Below are 20,077 nucleotides of genomic sequence, written 5' to 3' on the forward strand. Positions count from 1 at the left end.
TTGCTCCAAATATAAGGAAAACTATCAGATAATCAATTGGATTGTTTCCGCAATTTATTGACTGCATTCTCCAGGGATTCCGTAGGTTCTATGATATTGTAGTTCCTCCAGAAGTCTTCGTTCCAATACTCATCCACCAGGTCGTAGAATACCTGCTTCCGTTTGAAGGTATTCTTGTTGGAGATGCCGGAGAGAGGGCTTTCCGTCCTGTCGGTCACCACCATTTCGGAGAAAGCGGTGTAGCTGGAGGAGAACAGTCTTTTTTTCCAGTCGCATTTAAAGCGGATGACATTCCGTATATAGTTCAGGTAAGTCTTGGTCCCCTGCTGCTTGTAGGTCACCAGATAGGCGACTTCCTGCGGGCGGAACCGCAAGCCGACGGGCTTCTTATGCAGAATGGCCTCCACTGCCTTCACCCGGTTTGCCATGTCCAGGCCAAACTCGGCACGTGTAAAGGAAAGCCGTTCGTAGTCTATATACAGTTTCCCGATGAACAAGGCATACATCAGGCTGACCCGCGGACGGAAGCTGACCACATACTGCATGCGGTTATCCAGATTGACGGGGTCCTCCATACGGAATTCATAATAGTCCAGATTGTCCGTGCTCAACAGCGCATCGCCATTCTTCACAATGTCCAGATAAAGGGACAAATTGGGGCCTCCCACCACTTTCACAGCCAGCGTGTCACTCTGCTTTTGGCTCAGCAGGCGGCGGCCTTTCAGCAGCTGCACCTTGTCGCGGTCCACATCGCGGGAGTTATAATCCGTCTTATAGACATCCATCACTGCCTCGGACACGCTGATATAGCGGCGGCGCTTCTGCACGGTTTCCCGATAGAAGGCGGTCAGCATGTTGTCATTGCCAGAATAGTTTACTGGAATTTTCTTGATGGCCTCTTCCACTATGACGCGGGGATTATTGCCATAGACCACAATCTCGCTCAAAAGATTGGGAGCCGGTATCATCCAGATGGTCAGCCCGCCCGTTTTTTCAAGTTCTTCCAGAGAGAGGTGTGTAGTGAGATAGCCGATATGGGAGACTTCCAGTCCACGGAAAGCTTCCGCTTCCGCTACTTTCAAGGAGAATGTGCCGTCGGCATTGGTCACCGTTCCGATATTGTTGCCGACAACAGAGACGTTCACGTTTTCGAGTTTCTTCCTGCTGTCCTTGTTCTTGACCGTACCGGTGATGACGAGCTCGTTCACTGCCGCGTCCTGCGCCATCAACGGGGTGATACCCGAAGATAAGAATGCAAACAAACACCCAAGTGTAAATCCTACAAAGTTTTTCATAAGGCATGTTTTTAAGGGGTTTCTATTAATAAGAGCGGTGAGGAAGATAAAACCCTATGGAATGGAGAGAAAAATACAAAAAAAGTAGCACGTTGATAATCAGAGAGAAATTTTGCCAAGACATTGCCATAGGTTTGGCAAAACTTTGCCATGCCTATGGCAAAAGTTTGCCAACGCGGTGGCAAAGTCTTGCCAATAGTAAGGCAAAAACTTGTCAAGCTGTTGGCAATAGCCTAGTTGAATTGTTGGGGCTTCCGCTGGCTCAGAATAACGTAGATGATGACCGGCGCACCGATAATGGGCGTGACGGCATTCAAGGGGATAATACCCGCTTCGCCGGGCAAGACGCAAATCAAGTTGCAAAGCAGTGCCACTGCACCGCCACTCAAGATGGTGACCGGCAATAGGGAATTGTGATTGGCTGTCCCCAATATCATGCGGGCCACATGCGGCACGGCCAGACCGATAAAAGCGACTGGGCCACAGAAGGCGGTGGTGACAGCCGTCAAGAGCCCGGTGATAATCAAAAGCCAGTTGCGCACACGGCGGATATTTACACCTAGATTTTCGGCATAGCGCTCTCCCAGCAACAAGGCGTTCAGGGGCTTTATCAACAATAATGAGCCGAACAGTCCCACAATGGTGACCAGCGCAAAGGCCGGCATCTGCTGTAGGGAAACTCCACCGAAGTTGCCCAGCCCCCATATCATATAGGACTGCACCCCCTCTGCCGTAGCAAAGAAGTTCAGCAGGGCAATAGCCGAAGAGGCGATGTAACCTATCATGATACCCGTTATCAGCAGCATGATATTGCTCTTTATCAGCGTGGAAAAGAAAAGGATAAGTGCCATAATCAGCATGGCTCCGATAAATGCGCCAAGCAGCACGGAGAAGAAGCCGGACAGACTGAACGCCCCTGCCGTGATGCTGCCGCCAAACAGCAGCATGACGAAGGCCACTCCCAGACTTGCCCCGGCGTTGATGCCCAGAATGGATGGTCCTGCCAGCGGATTCTTGAAAGCCGTCTGTAACATCAGTCCGCAGACAGCCAATGCGCCACCGCAAAGCAGCGCCGTCAGCGCTTGGGGCAAACGGGATTCCCAAAGGATGAAGCTCCAGCTTGCCTTCTCCCCCTCTCCACCGAGCAGGATACGGAAAACATCGGCAGGCGGAATCGAAACCGACCCCACCAGCAGATTGCCCGCAAACAACAATAAGATGACTACTCCCAACCCGATACCATATTTCCAGCCTTTACTCATAGTTACATTATTTAGCACACGGAGGCACAGAGTTTTCTATTACTTTCACAAAAATTCCGTATCTCTGTGTTCATCACTCCTTCAGTCTGCAAAAATAGCGCAAGCCTCCCAAATCTCCTATTTCGGGATGCAGAATCTGTATCAGGTCGGACAACAAATAATCGGGACGGAACGGAGTCTCCTCGTAGAAAGGAACTTTCGCCGTATTACAACCATAGACATTCCGGGTCTTGAAAGCCTTAAAACCGGTGTAGCCGATATAATCCGCCTCCAAATCAGCATAGCTCATGTCGCGGTCGCGGTTGTACTTCACCAGCCAGACGTCGGCATCGCCCGCCTTGTCGAAAACGGTCTCGAAAGCCAGAGGAACAGAACCGCTGTGGGTATCGTCGGCAAAGGCGTAACGCCCGCAAGCATCCTGAAAAAGCCTTCCTATGGTGCTGCGCCCTCCTGGCACGTACCATGCCGAGCCGCTTTTCAACTCACTGACAACGGAGAATGAGGTGGATGAAAGTTGCGCACGCATCTTGAGTCGTTGGTAACAACTGTCTACTTCGGCAAAAAGGCTGTCAGCTTGTGGCGCAGCCCCGAAGAGCAGTCCGTAGAAACGCATCCACTCGGCACGTCCCAAAGCGGAGGTTTCCATGTAGTCGGCACATTCGATGATGGGAATATTCAGTTTCTCGATACGGCCATAACCGCCGCTGTTCTCAAACGGAGAGAGCAGGATGGCATCGGGGTGCAGGTCAATGATGCGCTCCATGTCGGGATTCATGCCGTCGCCACAATCGGCGATGGCGCCCCAGCGGCAGGCTTCGTGCACGGCGGGTAGCTTGATGTACTTCAAGTCACAGACGCCGCCGATACTACCAAACACACCCAGATTATCCATCAGTCCGCAGTGGACGGAAGAGTAGATAACTGATTTGGAGAGCGGGGTACGTACCACAGTACCTGCCGGAAAATGTGCCGGGAGTTCGCGGTCTTTCGGGACCAGTATATAGGTATGTAGCGTGTGCAACGTATCCCAAGGATTGCGCAAGGTGGCAAGGGTATAGCCGGGATAGGACACTAAGGTAAGATTCTCCGCATAACGTAAAGGAATGGTGTCACCGTTGGCCAAAGCAGAGGCAGTCTTGCCCCTTCCTCCGCAGGAGGAAAGAAACAAGACTGCAAATATACTGATAAAAAAGCAGCCTCTTTTCATTGATATTAATTAAAGAAGATAGCGGAATTAGGATTGATGCCTCCTGCATCGAACTTCTCGATAAATGTACCGTCTTTCTTGAAACGGTAGATGGTACCGTTCGTTGTGAACTCGGAAGTACCGATATAAATATCACCGTTATTTTCGTTTACTTCCAACATGTACAACGTGCTTGAAGCAAGTTCGGCAGGGGCGTCTTTGAGAAAAGAAGCATTATTCATCTGCCCGGTCTTGATGTTATAAGTAAAGAAAGTGTTGACTGTTGTATATGGTTCAGTATTCCAGTCCGTCATTGAATTCACCAGATATAAGATATCATCAGCAGCACACATACGGGTGGCACTGCCTAATTCCGTCACCTTATTGTTGGCAGCAGGATCTATCATCTGCAATGAATAGCCAACATCGCCATAATTGCCCCATGAAATCAAAAAGACTTTATCATCCTCTTCAATCAAAGCATTGGGGTTCAAACCTACCGTCAACTGCTCTTTCAGCTTGAAAGTGCGCAAATCTATCACCTTTACGTCAGTGTGCCGAGTGCTCCAATCAGCAGTACAGCTATTCGCCACATACAGCATATCCTCGCAGATTGCCACACCTTCCAGATTGTCACCAAGTCCGGTCAATTTATCCACTACCTCCAACGTTTTCGCATTGATTTTAGCCACAGCCCCTCCGTAGAAGGAAGCATAGATATATCCATCCTCAGCGTCTATATAGCGAATACCAGCACTGAGGTCATTATCATCTACAAACGAAACACGTTTCAACTCCACACCTGCAGCATTCAGCTTGGTCAGATAATTGGAACCGCTTACAGCTATATATATTTCATCTTCATACTCAATCATGCTCTGACCAAGGTCACCCAACTTGGCATTGTTTTGGGTCTTGTAGATATCATTGATAAAATCCGCATCCTTATTGGGTGCATAAAAAGCAAGTCCTGCATTGTTGGCTCCTTGAGAGCCTTCGTTCAGAATATAGACACGCGTCTGCGGCAGTGTCACCTTCGACCCGCCGTCATCCAGAGAATCGTCATCGTCGTCACTACAAGATGCCAAAGAGGCACCCAAAGCAAGCATGCAGAGCATACCGAATAATAAACTTCTTACTTTCATAATTACAGTTGTTATTGTTTATAATTAGTTTTTGTTGTTCATAAATAGATTATTCAAAACTTGAAAGTACCCGTCAACCGCCACGAACGGCCCGGCATAGGATAATATTTTATCACGTCATACTGCTCATCGGTCAGATTTATAATCTCGGCCTGCAACAGAAGCCGGCAACCGCCCAAAACAAACTCATGAGAGAGGCTCATCGTATGCTCCAGATAGCCCTCAATCTCATTTTCCGGAATGTTCTGCGACAAATAGTAACGCTTTCCCACTCCTACCGCCGAGTAGCCCACATTCACCCACGGCGTTTCTACAATGGCGGACGCGTTTCCGCTATGAAGAGGAGTATAAGGCAATTGGTCCTTATAGTTCTTCGCGTCGGAATCGGTCAGGTCAATGGCCTTTTGCCATGTATATCCGCCCGACATAATCAGTCTTATTTTCTCCGTCAATGGAACGGTTGCCGCCAAAGTGGCATCCACACCTGCGGCATGCACCTTGCCGTAGTTCGCCATCTTCCACGCATAGGTGGTGGGAAAAGCCACAATCTTATCCGTCACATTATTATAGTAACCGTCAAGCGTAACGGAGATATAATCGAACACAGACAATCCGGATTTGCTCCATGTGATACCGACATTATATTCGTCTGCCTTCTCGGGTCGCAGATTGCGGTTGCCCAGCCGGTAATAATAGAGGTCGTTGAAAGTGGGCAGACGGAACGTACTCTTATACATCAACCGGAAATACAGCGACTCGTCCTGCCAAGGCTGCATACTGACTGATAAAGAGGGGGCAAAACGATGGAAGTCATCGGGGACCGTACCTTTCTCGGCATGCTCCGAAGTGGCGGTATGCACCAGCGAGGTCGTGGCCGTGAGCCATCCTTGCCGGTAGCGTGCATTGAAGGCACTGATGGAAGTATATCTTGTGGGGAAAGGACATTCCGGCAAACTGTTGCGCAACTTGTTTATCACCCCGTCCTGCGCCAACGAAAGGGTCAAAGCTTCCAAAGGACGGTAGAGAACGGTCGCGGAAATATAATATTCGTCTTGCCGGTGATTTTCCCGATAATATCCGTCGGTATATTCCTTACCCTCATCCTTATATTTGTTCCAGCCATGATTATACTTTGCTTGTGCCTGCAGACTCCATCGGGGCGAAAAATGCTTCCTATAACGTGCCTGCACAAAAGTATTCTCATCCCAAAGCGTTTCATCGGAAAGGGGATTATAGAGCGTAACCGCCCCTGGAAGTCCCCGACGGGAATAGAAGTAGTAACCCTTCACATCCAGTTCACTGTCATCCTTGAAAGTATGATAAAGGGTAGCTTCGCCCTGCCAGGAATAGATGCCGGTGTTGTTACGTTTCTCTTCCGTCACGTATTTTCCATTGACCAGCGTGAAAGGGTAATTACCGTCCGCCCTCATATAAGCGGCATCTACCGCCACGCGTGTACGGCTGCCCAGTTTCTGCCACCAGCGCAACGAGGGGCTGACCATGCCGAACGACCCTCCGCGCACCCGTGCCTGAAAAGCGGCATTGCGCCCGTCATCAAAATGAGGTTTTTCCGTCTCTATGCCCAGCACACCGGCCGACGCATACAAGCGGGCGGACTGCAACAAGTCCTCCGACTGCCCGATGGCGAGCGAAAGCATGGAAACATTGTCCAGCGAAAAACGCCCGATATCTATCTGCCCCGCCTGACAATTGCTCACCGCCACCCCGTCATAACTGACAGCTGTATGGGCTGCTCCCATATTGCGTATGGAAACCGTTTTCAGTCCTCCAATACCTCCATAGTCCTTTACATTGGCTCCGGCAAAACGGCGCACAGCATCTGCCATATTCTGTATTCCCAGCTGGCTGATATCCTGCCGTGACATCGTCTGTATGGGTACGGCAGAAGTCACTTTATTGGGCGACCTGCGTGCTGTCACTGTCACTTTCTCTATCTGATGCACTTTCCCTGTAATCGTATCTCCTCCCACCTCCTGGGCAGAGAGCCGGAATATACTTGCACCCACTGAAACAGCACAGACCAGTAGTACCTTAGTCCTTCCTGACATAGAATAAATGAAGATTATCTTAAACCATTTGCGCACTGCCCACTTTCCTCGAATGGACAATTTTTCGACTTTGTTTTGCAGGTCTTCTGACTCGTTCCCGGTACATCGCCTTCCCGTTCTTTCCGAAGAACAGTGGCACAAGTATGATACACCGAGCATGGAACTCACAGCAGCGGGACTGTTCGGGACTTTCACCCGATTCCCTTTTCATCCGCTTCTCCGGATAGAGAACGCGGAACAAAACGTGGACAAAGATAGGATAAATAAAAGAAGTTTCAGTAAACAATAAAACGAATATTACCGTTTTAACAGTCATTTTTCTAACTTTGTAACATAATAACCCCAAAATCGAGTTGCCATGAAATATAAATTATTGGTTCTTGATGTAGATGGAACGCTACTCAATGATGAAAGAGAAATCAGTAAAAGGACATTAGCTGCTCTGCTAAAGGTCCAGCAGATGGGAGTGCGCATAGTTTTGGCATCCGGTAGGCCGACTTATGGACTGATGCCATCTTGATTTACTGAACGAACGGGCACGCCACGCATTGATGGGAAACTTGGGCATTCAATACACATACGCTTCGGACGAGCGCGTAGAAGCAACCATGCCGGTCGACTACCGTACCCGCCAACCCTTCGGCATTCTGCATGGCGGTGCCACCCTTGCCTTGGCAGAAACCGTTGCCGGGCTCGGCTCCATGATTATCTGCAAACCTGATGAGATTGTCGTGGGAATGCAAGTCAGCGGAAATCATATTTCTTCTGCACACAAAGGAGATACCGTAAGGGCAGTAGGCACTATCCTGCACAAAGGACGCTCATCCCATATATGGAATGTGGATGTATTTACTTCCACCAATAAACTGGTTTCTTCTGTACGGGTGGTGAATAGTGTGATAAAGAAAAGATAAAGTAATTGTTATAAACTACGTAATGTAAATACATGAAAATCAAAAGGAAACGAGGAGGTTAACCAATTCCTCGGTTTTATCCTTACCTTTGTAAATTATATTAGAGTGTTATACCCGAACAACAAAAAGAAAACGATGCAGATACGCAACAATACATTGATAACAGAATGTTCAGCTTATGATTTCAAGGAAATGTTGGAACGTAAGAAAGTGAAGTCATGGCTTAAATCCGTGTCGGCTTTTGCCAATACGGAAGCATCTTCTTTCTTCACTACATTCTATAATTTGAATTGGGGAAAGAGCGAAAGAATATCCGTAGAAGAAGTGGCCGAAAGGGTAAACAGTCCCCTCAAAAAGTATCCTGCAAACGAAGAAAGTTCGGTCGATAAGTTCGGTGTAAATGCGAAAATGTTTGGTGTAAACAACAAAAGTTCGGAGAGAGCACAGATGCCTCTAAAAACATAGGAAGGACAGTACAGAAGATTATCGATTTCGTCATTTCCGATCCTTCTATGTCAGCCGAAACTATGGCTTACAAGATTGGTATAAGTTCTCGTGCCGTAGAAAAACAAATTGCAAAATTGCGGTCTATGGGTATCTTATCTCGTGAAGGTGTGGACTTTGGTGGCTATTGGCGCATTGTCATTAATCCCCAAACTGAAAAATAAGTATATAAGACTGACTTGAAATTCAAAAACACAAGAGGCGTGCAACTTAATGGATTGCACGCCTCTTTTTTTCTATAAAATCACCTATCGCAACTTACTTCACTTCCTCAAAATCAGCATCCTGCACATTATCGCCATGCTTTGTATTATCCTGAGCACCGCCTTGTTGCCCTGCATTCATATCAGGACCAGCTTGTGCACCACCCTGAGCACCGCTCTGGGCATACATTTCAGCACTTGCAGCCTGGAATGCCGTATTCAATTCGGCCATGGCAGAGTCTACGGTAGCCAGGTCTTGAGCCTTATGGGCATCTTTCAGCTTCTGCAAAGCAGCTTCAATCGGAGCCTTCTTGTCGGCAGGGAGCTTGTCGCCGAGTTCCTTCAACTGATTTTCGGTTTGGAAAATCATAGAATCGGCCTGGTTCAGCTTGTCTACTTTCTCACGCTCTTTCTTATCTGCTTCAGCATTGGCTTCGGCTTCGGCTTTCATCTTTTCGATTTCTTCCTTGCTCAAACCGCTGGAAGCTTCGATACGGATAGCTTGTTCCTTACCGGTAGCCTTATCTTTGGCAGACACCTTCAAGATACCGTTGGCGTCGATATCGAACGTTACCTCAATCTGAGGAATACCGCGACGTGCCGGAGCAATACCTGTCAGGTTGAACTGGCCGATTGACTTGTTCTGCGCAGCCATCGGACGCTCACCCTGCAATACATGGATGGTAACCTCCGTTTGGTTGTCGGCAGCAGTAGAGAATGTCTCGCTCTTCTTGCAGGGGATGGTAGTGTTGGCATCAATCAGCTTCGTCATCACACCGCCCATAGTTTCGATACCCATAGAAAGCGGAGTAACATCCAACAATACAACGCCCTTGATTTCGTCCGTCAAAACGGCACCTTGCACGGCAGCACCTACGGCCACCACCTCATCCGGATTCACACCCTTGGAAGGAACTTTACCGAAGAAATCTTCTACCAACTTCTGTACTGCCGGAATACGTGAAGAACCACCTACAAGGATTACTTCATCGATGTCCGCATTGTTCAGACCAGCATCGCTCATAGCCTTCTTACATGGCTCCAAACAAGCTTGAATCAAGTTGTGAGCCAGAGCCTCGAACTTGGCACGGGTCAACGTCTTCACCAAGTGCTTGGGCACACCGCCTACGGGCATGATGTACGGCAAGTTGATTTCAGTGCTGGTAGAAGAGGACAGCTCAATCTTAGCCTTCTCGGCAGCTTCCTTCAGACGTTGCATAGCCATCGGGTCTTGAGTCAGGTCGGCACCTTCGTCGTTCTTGAACTCCTGAACCAGCCAGTCGATGATTACCTGGTCGAAATCGTCACCACCCAGGTGAGTGTCACCGTTGGTTGACAATACTTCGAACACACCGCCACCGAATTCGAGGATAGAGATATCGAATGTACCACCACCAAGGTCGAACACGGCAACCTTCATGTCCTTGTGAGACTTGTCAATACCGTAAGCAAGAGCTGCGGCAGTCGGCTCGTTCACAATACGCTTCACTTCAAGACCTGCAATCTGTCCGGCTTCCTTTGTAGCCTGGCGTTGGGAGTCGGAGAAGTATGCGGGGACGGTAATTACGGCTTCTGTCACTTCTTGTCCCAGATAATCCTCGGCAGTCTTTTTCATCTTCTGCAGAATCATTGCAGAGATTTCCTGCGGAGTATAGAGACGTCCGTCGATGTCTACACGCGGAGTATTGTTGTCACCCTTTACTACTTTATAAGGCATGCGGCCGATTTCTTTCTGCACCTGGTCCCAGTTTTCGCCCATGAAACGTTTGATGGAGAAAACCGTACGGGTGGGGTTCGTGATAGCCTGACGCTTGGCAGGATCACCGATTTTACGTTCGCCACCATCAACAAATGCTACTACTGAAGGAGTGGTGCGCTTACCTTCACTGTTTGCAATTACTACAGGTTCGTTACCTTCGAATACTGCAACGCAAGAGTTTGTTGTTCCTAAGTCAATACCAATAATTTTTCCCATGATCGTTATTTTTTATTTGTTATTATTCTGTTTCGACGTCCACCTCAGTGGCAGACGCCAATAAAAAGACAAACGTTGTGCCAAATTGTTCAGAGCAGCCGCAGATTTATACTTGTGGCAGTTTATCTGTCAGTTTGGCAGAATTAAAATCATTTTTTCTGTCGGAAATTACCATTTGTTAATTTCCATTCCATTCAAAAGCTCTACTTTTGTCGCCCGAATCAGAGATAATAAAACATGAACAACATTAATCATTTTCCTTGCATACCTTTAACCGTTCCTCCATGGAGGAAATATTGTTCCACCGTGGAGAAAATATCATTCCACCACGAGGGAAATATCGTTCCACCATGGTGGAACGATTAAGGATTAGTTAACATTGGGCTTAATCGCAGCACGGAAATGATTGTTTTTCACATATAAAGAAATAAATAAGATGAGTATGGAAAAGATGAGAGACAGTATCGACTTCAAGAACACGGACATCAAGACATTGTTCCGCAAACTATTGCTCCCTACTGTACTGGGGATGATTTTCTCCGCACTATTCGTTATCACCGACGGCATCTTTGTCGGAAAAGGAATTGGCAGTGATGCTTTGGCGGCGGTCAACATTGTGGCACCGCTATGGTTGTTCTCTACGGGTGTGGGACTTATGTTCGGAGTCGGTGCCTCTGTGGTGGCCTCCATTCATCTGTCACACGGGAAAGTCAAGGTGGCACGTATCAACATCACACAGTCTGTAGTCATATCTTCCTTGCTGCTGATGTGTACCTCCACCCTATTCTGTTCATTTGCCCCGCAGGTGGTAAAGCTGCTCGGAGGGTCCGAACGGCTCACGCCATTGGCTGTGGAATACATGCTTTGGTTTGTGCCTTTCTCTCTGTTCACAGCATTACTCAATTCGGGTATGTTTTTTCTGAGGCTGGACGGTTCGCCCAACTTTGCCATGATGTGCAATGTGGTGGCTGCAGTTCTGAACATCCTATTGGATTATCTGTTCATCTTCCCCTTTGACTGGGGGATGTTCGGTGCCGCATTGGCAAGTGCTATAGGCACTACGGTAGGCGCATTGATGGTAGTATTCTATCTACTGCGCCGCCGGTGCACACTGCGCTTCCACCCCATTAAGATGAGCCGGAAAAGCATGCAACTGATGCGCCGCAACATTGGCTATATGTGCCGCTTGGGTTCTTCCGCCTTCTTGTGCGAGGTGGCGATTGCCTGCATGATGTTTGTCGGCAACCAGGTGTTCATCCATTATCTGAAGGAAGACGGAGTGGCGGCATTCAGCATCGCCTGCTATTTCTTTCCTATTATATTTATGGTATATAATGCCATTGCGCAGTCGGCACAGCCGATTATCAGTTATAACTACGGCCTGAACGAAAGCCAACGTGTCCGCCGCGCCTACTTGCTGGCATTGAAAACAGCCATAGGCTGCGGTGTATGTTTTGCCCTGGTCACAATATTCTGCAGTCCTGAAATTGTAGGCATGTTCATAGACCGCAGTTATCCGGCTTATGACATAGCGGTAAAAGGGTTGCCTTTGTATGCCACCGGCTTCGTGTTCTTTGCTGTTAACATCGTATCCATCGGCTATTTCCAGAGTGTGGAGCGTGCCAAATACGCCACAGTTATCACCCTGCTGCGTGGTTTTATTCTGCTGACAGCCTGCTTTTTCGGATTGCCCCTGCTATTGGGAGACCGGGGAATCTGGCTTGCCACCCCTCTTGCAGAAATGCTGACAACCCTCTTTATCCTCGTGATTTACATATCCGGGAAAAGGAAGCATAAAGAAAAATCCGTATCTTTAGACAAGACAGGCTGCACCCCGACATGACTTTTTCATGCAAGCGTAAAAGTTATGTCTTCAGTTTGCACTATCTTTGCGGCATGGAAACTATGACAAAGAAATTCTGCAAGAAGTATAAACTACCGGAAAACACTTTGCACGAACTTCTGTCACACATGGCAGAAGTTCGTTTCAGCAAGGGAGAACTCATTATCAGCGAAGGGGAGAGGAACAGCAATTTCTATCTTTTGAAGAAAGGTATCTGGCGCGCCTACTACCTGACAGAGGGTACGGAAAACTCCCTTTGGTTCGCCGCACCGGGCGACACAGCTTTCTCATCGTGGGGATATTGTGGACGGCGAAGTTTCCCCCATCAACATCGAATCAGTGAACGAGAGCATCGCCTATTGTATCAGTAAGCCTGAGCTGGAAGCCCTTTTTTCGTATTCCATAGATATGGCCAACTTCGGCAGAAGAATCTTTGAACGGGAAATTCTGTCGGTAGACAGTTCTACAGTAGCCTACGGTACCCCTCCCACTGCAAAAGAAAGGTACATGACGCTGATGGAAGAGAATCCGGAACTGCTACAGGATGTACCGCTCAAGTATCTGGCTTCTTACCTCTACATCACTCCGCAATCCTTGAGCCGGATACGCGCAGGATTAAAGAAAAAGTAAAAGACTATTTTATATCAAGATACAAAAAAGGCTCCTAGCAGATTATTGCTGTAAGAGCCTTTATTATTTCAACCTATCTTGTCAGTTCTTCACCAACACCATCACCAGGTTATTGTCAGCATCGTACAGCCCGATGCCTCCACCTGCCAGCTTACCAAAAGACTGAACGGAATTTAAGGCTTTCAGCACACGGCCTTCCACCTCCATATCAGGGCATGCCATCATGGTACTGATAACTTGCGGGAAAGAGATTGCCGAAGGATTTTCATCATCAACCTGGAAAGCGCCGTTAATCAAATTGCAACCCGCATTACCGTGCAAGCTCTTTTCTGCAATATTAAATTCAATGAACGGCTGCTTCTCCATTCCATCGGGAATGGCCTCGCCCGCAGCCTCACTAATTATCCACTTTCCTTCCAAATCAGACAACTTGGAAACGGATTCTTTCTTCTGCAACACGACTATGGGACGATTGGAAGCACCGCATAAAGCTATATTTTCCTTTCCCAGCTTCTTATACTTTTTCACTTTGTTCAAAGCCGACAACACATTATTTTCTACAGTCATATCCGGACAAGCCATACGGGTACTTGCTAAAGCGCCAAGGTCAATCGTGCCGGGCTTGGCATTCACGTCAAACGAACCCATCATACGGTTGCAACCACTATTGCCAAATACTTTTCCAGCCTTTGTGTCGAAACCGATATAGGGAAATTCCTGGCCAGGAGCAGGGACTACGGCGGTGCCATTCACTTCAATAATATTCCACTCACCGTTGATAGAAGAAAGAGTTGCGGCATTTTTAGTTGATGCACAAGAAGACAAGCCCATCAATACGCTTGCCATGCATAGGGAAACAAATACTTTTTTCATTTTCGTTGTTTAAGTTAATTTATTCGAGGGGCAAATATATAGAAAATAACCCAAATGCAAGTAATTTATTTAATATTTGAAGCATTTTTCCCAAAGTATTTAGCAGGATTTTAATGTTTATCTAAGAATTAACCCTTATATTTGCTCTCCATATTTTTTATAAACTTAATATAATAATATAGTAGAAAGAAATGGGTAAAGTTCTTATTATCGGTGCAGGCGGTGTAGGTACCGTTGTTGCGCACAAAGTGGCTCAAAATCCTGATGTGTTTACAGAAATCATGATAGCCAGCCGCACCAAGTCTAAATGTGACGCTGTTGTCAAGGCAATCGGTAACCCGAACATCAAAACCGCCCAGGTAGATGCCGACAACGTGGACGAACTGGTAGCACTCTTCAATAGTTTCAAACCCGAAATCGTCATCAACGTAGCCCTCCCCTACCAAGACCTCACCATCATGGAGGCTTGTCTGCAAAGTGGAGTCAACTATCTGGATACTGCCAATTATGAGCCGAAAGATGTTGCCCACTTTGAATACAGTTGGCAATGGGCTTATAAGAAACGCTTCGAAGATGCCGGACTGACCGCCATCCTCGGTTGCGGTTTCGACCCGGGAGTAAGTGGAATATATACGGCATACGCCGCCAAACATCATTTTGACGAAATACAATATCTGGACATTGTAGACTGTAATGCCGGAAATCATCATAAAGCATTCGCCACCAACTTCAATCCGGAAATCAACATCCGTGAGATTACACAGAACGGCCGCTATTATGAAAACGGAGAATGGGTAACAACCAAGCCGCTGGAAATCCACAAAGACCTGACTTATCCGAACATCGGCCCACGCGATTCCTACCTACTTTATCACGAGGAACTGGAGTCTCTGGTAAAGAATTTCCCCACTATCAAGCGTGCACGCTTCTGGATGACGTTTGGCCAGGAATACCTCACACACCTGCGTGTCATCCAAAATATCGGTATGGCCCGCATAGACGAAGTGGAATATAACGGCATGAAGATTGTTCCGCTGCAATTCCTGAAAGCCGTCCTCCCCAACCCGCAAGACCTGGGCGAAAACTACGAAGGCGAAACATCCATCGGCTGCCGCATCCGCGGACTAAAGGATGGCAAAGAGCGTACTTACTATGTATATAACAACTGTAGCCACCAAGAAGCCTATAAGGAAACCGGCATGCAGGGCGTAAGCTATACCACCGGTGTACCTGCCATGATTGGTGCCATGATGTTCCTCAAAGGATTGTGGAAAAAGCCAGGGGTATGGAATGTCGAGGAATTCAATCCGGACCCGTTCATGGAACAGCTCAACAAACAAGGCCTGCCTTGGCATGAGATTATCGACGGAGACTTGGAAGTTTGAAATTAATGATTAATGATTAATGGTTAATGTTTAATGATTAATACCATGCGGACAAAAAGGTGCTCCGCCCATTAATCATTAAACATTAATCACTAATCATTATCCATTAATCACTAATCATTAAACATTAACAAAGTGAATATAGGAGATAAAGCACCCGAAGTATTGGGCATCAACGAAAAAGGTGAAGAAATCCGCTTGAGCGACTATAAGGGAAAGAAGATTGTACTCTACTTCTATCCCAAAGACATGACATCCGGCTGCACGGCACAAGCCTGCAACCTGCGGGATAATTATGCCGACCTGCGCAAAGCCGGTTATGAAGTCATCGGCGTCAGTGTGGACAGCGAAAAGTCACACCAGAAATTTATTGAGAAAAACAATCTGCCTTTTACCCTGATTGCAGACACCGACAAGAAGCTGGTAGAACAATTCGGAGTATGGGGCGAAAAAAGCATGTATGGCCGCAAATATATGGGAACGTTCCGCACAACTTTCATCATTAATGAAGAAGGTATTGTAGAGCGTATCATCACTCCGAAAGAAGTGAAGACCAAAGACCATGCGGCACAAATTTTATAATCATTAAACATTAACAACGTGGCAAAAAAAGACGAACTGAATTTTGAAAATGGCAACAATCTGGCATCAGGTGAAAAGCTGAAAGCCTTGCAGGCTGCCATGGACAAGATAGAAAAGAGCTTTGGCAAAGGCTCTATCATGAAAATGGGTGACGAAAGTGTCGAACAAGTAGAAGTTATTCCCACAGGGTCCATCGGCCTCAATGTAGCTCTTGGCGTGGGAGGATATCCCCGCGGACGTATCATCGAGATTTACGGCCCGGAATCCTCCGGTAAGACAACCCTCGCCATTCATGCCATTGCTGAAGCGCAAAAGGCAGGAGGCATTGCCGCATTCATTGATGCAGAACATGCTTTCGACCGCTTCTATGCGGCAAAACTGGGTGTGGATGTGGACAATCTGCTGATATCACAACCGGACAACGGCGAACAAGCGCTGGAAATCGCAGAGCAACTGATCCGTTCTTCCGCTATTGACATCATTGTAGTGGACTCTGTGGCTGCCTTAACCCCGAAAGCTGAAATTGAAGGCGATATGGGTGACAACAAGGTGGGTCTGCAAGCCCGACTCATGTCACAAGCCTTGCGTAAACTGACGGCAGCTGTCAGCAAAACACGCACCACCTGCATCTTCATCAACCAGTTGCGCGAAAAAATCGGTGTCATGTTCGGCAATCCCGAAACAACTACCGGCGGTAATGCACTGAAGTTCTATGCCTCCGTACGTCTTGACATCCGTGGAAGCCAAGCCATCAAAAACGGCGATGAAGTAATCGGCAAGCAGACCAAAGTGAAAGTTGTAAAGAACAAGGTAGCTCCTCCTTTCCGTAGAGCGGAATTCGACATCATGTTCGGTGAAGGCATCTCCCGTGCAGGCGAAATCATTGACTTGGGTGCAGAGCTTGGCATCATCAAGAAAAGCGGCTCATGGTTCAGCTATAACGAGACGAAAATTGCCCAGGGACGCGACGCCGCCAAGCAGGTCATCCTTGACAATCCGGAACTGGCAGAAGAGCTGGAAGGGCTTATCTTTGCAGAATTGAGAAAAGACAAATAACAAAAAAACTTGCCAATAGAAAAACAAAACATTCTATTGGCAAGTTTCCCTAAAAGGGTACCGCTTCCTATTCCATTTTTTCCAAACGTTCTTCCAAAGCCTCCATGCTTTTTTCAAAACGTTTCCAAGTATCGGCATCCATCTGTTCTTTCAGATACTTGTTGTCTTTCAGTTTAGCTACATTTTCCAGCCCTTTCAATGCCAGTTCTTGCGAATGCTTCAATTCTCCAAGCCAATCGCGGTTCTTCAACTTCTCTATCTCCGCCCAGTTTATATCCGGAAGCTGTATATTCACATTGTTCCCATTCCAGCTGGTATTCTGATACATCATGATATTCTGTATATCCTTCAAAGTCATATCACCTTCCAGATAAACAAATTTCAAAGTGGCTGCACCGTCTACAATCATAATCAGCTCCTTCACCTTTTCCCCTTTACGGCTCATGTAGAATTCAGAACTGGAGACTGTCCCTTTCTGCTTCATCAGCAATTCATATCTGGAAGACTGCACCAAAGAACGAAGATCCTTACGCATTTCTTTCTTTACATTATTATCCATTGTAGAAAGTACCTGCACAGAGTTCAACTGTCCGGACACTTTCCCAATATAAACATCTTTAGTAAACAAGTTGGGATTCGTTTCTATCATTGCCTTGGATATGTAGACGGACGACACGCCTTTCATATCTCCATACTTGTTGAATAGGTTCTTCTGTGCCTGGCAAAGCAAAGGCAACATCAGCAGTACACCTGCCAAAATAATTTTCATTGTTTTCATATCAGATTATTGTTGAATTTCTTTTCTTACTTCCTGGTTCACCTTCGTTACGTCTATCCGCGTTTCCTCTATCTGCTCAATTCCCTTGTTCAGATTCGCAGACACCTCGATTAAAGTGGCCTGCAATGCCTTATAAGCAGCTTCCGGATCAGAGAAAGTGTCCTGAGGTGTAGGAGGACGCATATCCTCTCCCATGTTCGTAATGCCATAACCTACACCTACAAGAACCAGAATGGTGGCAGCAATACCTCCTATCCAGCGCCAATTACGTTTGGCCTTGTTCCGGTGGAAAAAACGTTGTTCCTCTTCAGCCTTTTCATCAATCATCCGGCTCAGTTTATCCTCCAATCCGGCGGGAACATTATCCACCACTTCCCCGGGAAAAAAGCTGAGAAAGAGTTTCTTGTCCTTCTGCAAGTGCTCGGGCACTTCTTCGGTTCTGAAAGCTTCCTTCAACAACTCTTCTTCCTGCTCGTTGGTATTCCCTTCATAAAATTCGGCGAGCAGCCTTTCAATTTCCTCGACTTTCATAGTTACTCCATTTATTAAATTCCTCACGTATCTTTTTTCTTGCCCGGGACAACAGTACACGGACATTGGTAGCGTTCAATCCCGTGACCTGCTCTATCTCTTCATAAGAACATCCCTTGACATCACGCAACGTTACTATTTTCTGCTGTTGCACCGGCAGACGGGCAATGATGTGCCTTACCTGCTGCGCTTCATCCCGCACTTCAAAGTTATCTGCTTGAGACACATTATGCACTTCGGCCAACTCCACGCTCTGTCTGCTCAAAGTATACTTTCCTGAACGAAGCAAATCAAAGCACATATTTTTCACCAGAGTAACGCTGAATGCTTCCGGATTACTGATAATGGCCAGTCCTTCCCGCTTGTTCCACAACTTCAGATAAGCTTCCTGCACCAAATCTTCAGCGTCGGCAGCATTCTCCAACAGCCTATAAGCTATGCAGTACAGCTTGCGATGATATGGCAGAAACTCTTTTTTAAAACTTTCAGCGTCCATGGGCTATTTATCAATAGTAAATTTCTGTTTATACCCTTCAGACGTAGGAGGAAAGGATTTTGTTACACGACCAGGAAGAAAAAATGGGAAAAAATGAAAACACCAATAGCACCAGTCCAAGAGTGCGTTTATTTCAAGACATCAGCAATCCGCTTTTTAAGATTCAATTTCGCAATGTCTTCAGGCTTCAGCTCAAGCTCCACCAACACTTTCGCTGTGGAGAGCCTATACTCCTGCTCTAACGTATCATAATTTATCTGTTCCTTATGAATGGAATACAACAAAGCAAAATCGTAGTTCAAGGCACATGAGACATTATACAACGTATCCGTATCAATACTTTTTCTCGTAAGCATATAGTCTACACTTTGAGGCTTAACTTTCAGTCTTCGTGCAAGTTCTGCCTTGGTAACTTGCTGTTCAAGCATCACGTTCTTGATTATCTCTCCGATGTATATATTACTTTTTTCCATTTATATGAAGATACAAATTAATCATTCATATTATAAGGAACACCAATACCAATTTGTCTGTATACGCCACTCTTTTTATTCATAATTTGTTTGTTTTATCAAATATTTTATGATACTTTTGCAACATATTCATATAAACAAACAAATAAAACCTGCCATCATGAATTTACTGACATGTATTCTCATAGCCATCCCTATCGGCATTATTTTTATTATGCTATGGATATACAATGACTACCGGAAATATAAGAAGAAAAATAAGCTGGCCATTTTGCTGTTTCTCCTATTTCCAACCACTTTATCTGCACAATACGTTGATACAGGATGCCAAGTATCCTTTAAATGGCTGGAGAACCAAAAAGGGAAATTAGAGTATACAAAAGATGGGGTTACTTATAAGTTTATTCCAAACGACTCCCAATGGGAAATTATAATTTGCAACAACTCTTCAGAAGATATCCGAATAAACTGGAAAAATATGCAATTCATTGTGGATGGAAGAAGCTCAGAAGTCAAATACCCCATACTAGCAGAAGCGGAAACGCCCTTGGCAATTATAAAAAGTCAAGCAGAAACAAGCCAAAAGATTGGCGTGACAACTTATACGGCAAATAAAGCAAACTCTCGAATATACAACAAGAAAGAGATTAGGAAAGGGAGGAATTCCTCCATTACCATTATTCTTCCCATATCTATCGGTAAGCACCCTCAATTCTTCACCTCTTTCGACTTTATCATCAAAAAAGTAAACTAACTGTCAAAAGAAATACACACCCCGGTCATCCCGAGATGTGTATTCGTCTATATATCCAATGAGGGAAGAAATACATTACAAAAATCCTACCGTCTTCTTCAACCGGAAGTTATACTTCAAGAA

At 46.3% G+C, this 20,077-nt stretch carries 17 protein-coding genes, 3 pseudogenes and 1 riboswitch; of the genes and pseudogenes, 9 read left to right on the plus strand and 11 right to left on the minus strand.

Translation table 11 applies throughout. The annotated features are described in order from the left end of the window. Nucleotides 1-32: 32 nt before the first annotated feature. The 5 genes from HUX74_RS16375 to HUX74_RS16395 all read right to left on the minus strand — a co-directional run bounded on the left by HUX74_RS16375 (nucleotide 33) and on the right by HUX74_RS16395 (nucleotide 6,957). Nucleotides 33-1,295: a carboxypeptidase-like regulatory domain-containing protein gene (locus HUX74_RS16375; RefSeq protein ID WP_005831737.1), complete on the minus strand. Its 1,263-nt coding sequence runs from the start codon at nucleotides 1,293-1,295 to the stop codon at nucleotides 33-35. A gap of 233 nt (nucleotides 1,296-1,528) precedes the next feature. Next, nucleotides 1,529-2,557, minus strand: coding sequence for an iron ABC transporter permease (locus tag HUX74_RS16380; RefSeq protein WP_087331922.1), 1,029 nt, complete (start codon nucleotides 2,555-2,557; stop codon nucleotides 1,529-1,531). 73 nt (nucleotides 2,558-2,630) lie between these two features. Next, nucleotides 2,631-3,764 (minus strand): ABC transporter substrate-binding protein, encoded by a 1,134-nt coding sequence (locus tag HUX74_RS16385; protein ID WP_174647035.1) that lies wholly within the window; start codon nucleotides 3,762-3,764, stop codon nucleotides 2,631-2,633. A gap of 5 nt (nucleotides 3,765-3,769) precedes the next feature. Next, nucleotides 3,770-4,888 (minus strand): YncE family protein, encoded by a 1,119-nt coding sequence (locus HUX74_RS16390; RefSeq protein WP_138345601.1) that lies wholly within the window; start codon nucleotides 4,886-4,888, stop codon nucleotides 3,770-3,772. Between the two features lie 53 nt (nucleotides 4,889-4,941). Further along, nucleotides 4,942-6,957 carry a TonB-dependent siderophore receptor gene (locus HUX74_RS16395; RefSeq protein WP_131225350.1) on the minus strand — a complete coding sequence of 672 codons (2,016 nt, stop codon included), beginning with the start codon at nucleotides 6,955-6,957 and terminating at the stop codon, nucleotides 4,942-4,944. Nucleotides 6,958-7,015: 58 nt separating this feature from the next. After that, a riboswitch (cobalamin riboswitch) is annotated at nucleotides 7,016-7,215 on the minus strand. A 100-nt stretch (nucleotides 7,216-7,315) separates the two neighbouring features. On the opposite strand from HUX74_RS16395, the gene HUX74_RS21075 reads away from it, so the two are divergent. The 3 genes and pseudogenes from HUX74_RS21075 to HUX74_RS16405 all read left to right on the plus strand — a co-directional run. Then, nucleotides 7,316-7,477, plus strand: a complete 162-nt coding sequence (locus HUX74_RS21075; protein ID WP_370540406.1) for an HAD hydrolase family protein — start codon at nucleotides 7,316-7,318, stop codon at nucleotides 7,475-7,477. Next, a pseudogene (locus HUX74_RS16400) lies at nucleotides 7,473-7,871 on the plus strand (PaaI family thioesterase); the annotation flags it as partial. The gene HUX74_RS21075 and the pseudogene HUX74_RS16400, both read left to right, overlap by 5 nt. A gap of 204 nt (nucleotides 7,872-8,075) precedes the next feature. Further along, nucleotides 8,076-8,539 (plus strand): annotated as a pseudogene (locus tag HUX74_RS16405) (HTH domain-containing protein); the annotation flags it as partial. Between the two features lie 94 nt (nucleotides 8,540-8,633). Here the strand turns inward: HUX74_RS16405 and dnaK are convergent. Beyond that, nucleotides 8,634-10,553 (minus strand): molecular chaperone DnaK, encoded by a 1,920-nt coding sequence (gene dnaK / locus HUX74_RS16410; RefSeq protein WP_005831748.1) that lies wholly within the window; start codon nucleotides 10,551-10,553, stop codon nucleotides 8,634-8,636. 442 nt (nucleotides 10,554-10,995) lie between these two features. On the opposite strand from dnaK, the gene HUX74_RS16415 reads away from it, so the two are divergent. Beyond that, complete coding sequence (locus HUX74_RS16415; protein ID WP_117601653.1) at nucleotides 10,996-12,396, plus strand: MATE family efflux transporter; 1,401 nt, start codon at nucleotides 10,996-10,998, stop codon at nucleotides 12,394-12,396. Nucleotides 12,397-12,449: 53 nt separating this feature from the next. Then, a pseudogene (locus tag HUX74_RS16420) lies at nucleotides 12,450-13,026 on the plus strand (Crp/Fnr family transcriptional regulator). Between the two features lie 81 nt (nucleotides 13,027-13,107). Here HUX74_RS16420 and HUX74_RS16425 read toward each other — a convergent pair. Beyond that, a complete protein-coding gene (locus tag HUX74_RS16425) occupies nucleotides 13,108-13,899 on the minus strand; it encodes an META domain-containing protein (RefSeq protein WP_117601635.1) in 792 nt (263 codons plus the stop codon). 191 nt (nucleotides 13,900-14,090) lie between these two features. Between HUX74_RS16425 and HUX74_RS16430 the strand changes: the two genes are divergently transcribed. The 3 genes from HUX74_RS16430 (at nucleotide 14,091) to recA (ending at nucleotide 16,922) form a co-directional block, all read left to right on the plus strand. Continuing rightward, nucleotides 14,091-15,284, plus strand: a complete 1,194-nt coding sequence (locus tag HUX74_RS16430) for a saccharopine dehydrogenase family protein (RefSeq protein ID WP_016272822.1) — start codon at nucleotides 14,091-14,093, stop codon at nucleotides 15,282-15,284. Nucleotides 15,285-15,419: 135 nt separating this feature from the next. Next, nucleotides 15,420-15,866 carry a thioredoxin-dependent thiol peroxidase gene (gene bcp / locus HUX74_RS16435; protein ID WP_057258658.1) on the plus strand — a complete coding sequence of 149 codons (447 nt, stop codon included), beginning with the start codon at nucleotides 15,420-15,422 and terminating at the stop codon, nucleotides 15,864-15,866. Between the two features lie 18 nt (nucleotides 15,867-15,884). Beyond that, nucleotides 15,885-16,922, plus strand: coding sequence for a recombinase RecA (gene recA / locus HUX74_RS16440; RefSeq protein WP_117601636.1), 1,038 nt, complete (start codon nucleotides 15,885-15,887; stop codon nucleotides 16,920-16,922). A gap of 67 nt (nucleotides 16,923-16,989) precedes the next feature. On the opposite strand, the gene HUX74_RS16445 is transcribed toward recA, so the two are convergent. From HUX74_RS16445 to HUX74_RS16460, 4 genes are all read right to left on the minus strand, one after another. Further along, nucleotides 16,990-17,700 carry a DUF4252 domain-containing protein gene (locus tag HUX74_RS16445; RefSeq protein ID WP_117964231.1) on the minus strand — a complete coding sequence of 237 codons (711 nt, stop codon included), beginning with the start codon at nucleotides 17,698-17,700 and terminating at the stop codon, nucleotides 16,990-16,992. Nucleotides 17,701-17,706: 6 nt separating this feature from the next. Next, nucleotides 17,707-18,231, minus strand: a complete 525-nt coding sequence (locus tag HUX74_RS16450; RefSeq protein WP_005832693.1) for a hypothetical protein — start codon at nucleotides 18,229-18,231, stop codon at nucleotides 17,707-17,709. Further along, nucleotides 18,212-18,727: an RNA polymerase sigma factor gene (locus HUX74_RS16455; protein ID WP_057089549.1), complete on the minus strand. Its 516-nt coding sequence runs from the start codon at nucleotides 18,725-18,727 to the stop codon at nucleotides 18,212-18,214. Before HUX74_RS16455 ends, HUX74_RS16450 begins: the two co-directional genes overlap by 20 nt. A gap of 128 nt (nucleotides 18,728-18,855) precedes the next feature. Then, entirely contained in the window at nucleotides 18,856-19,200 is a 345-nt protein-coding gene (locus HUX74_RS16460) for a hypothetical protein (RefSeq protein ID WP_008665423.1), read from the minus strand. A 160-nt stretch (nucleotides 19,201-19,360) separates the two neighbouring features. On the opposite strand from HUX74_RS16460, the gene HUX74_RS16465 reads away from it, so the two are divergent. Continuing rightward, nucleotides 19,361-19,954: a hypothetical protein gene (locus HUX74_RS16465; RefSeq protein WP_174647036.1), complete on the plus strand. Its 594-nt coding sequence runs from the start codon at nucleotides 19,361-19,363 to the stop codon at nucleotides 19,952-19,954. The last annotated feature ends 123 nt before the right edge of the window (nucleotides 19,955-20,077 follow it).

The sequence above is a fragment of the Bacteroides sp. Marseille-P8574 genome (assembly GCF_902825465.1).
In the GTDB taxonomy this organism is placed as follows: domain Bacteria; phylum Bacteroidota; class Bacteroidia; order Bacteroidales; family Bacteroidaceae; genus Bacteroides; species Bacteroides uniformis.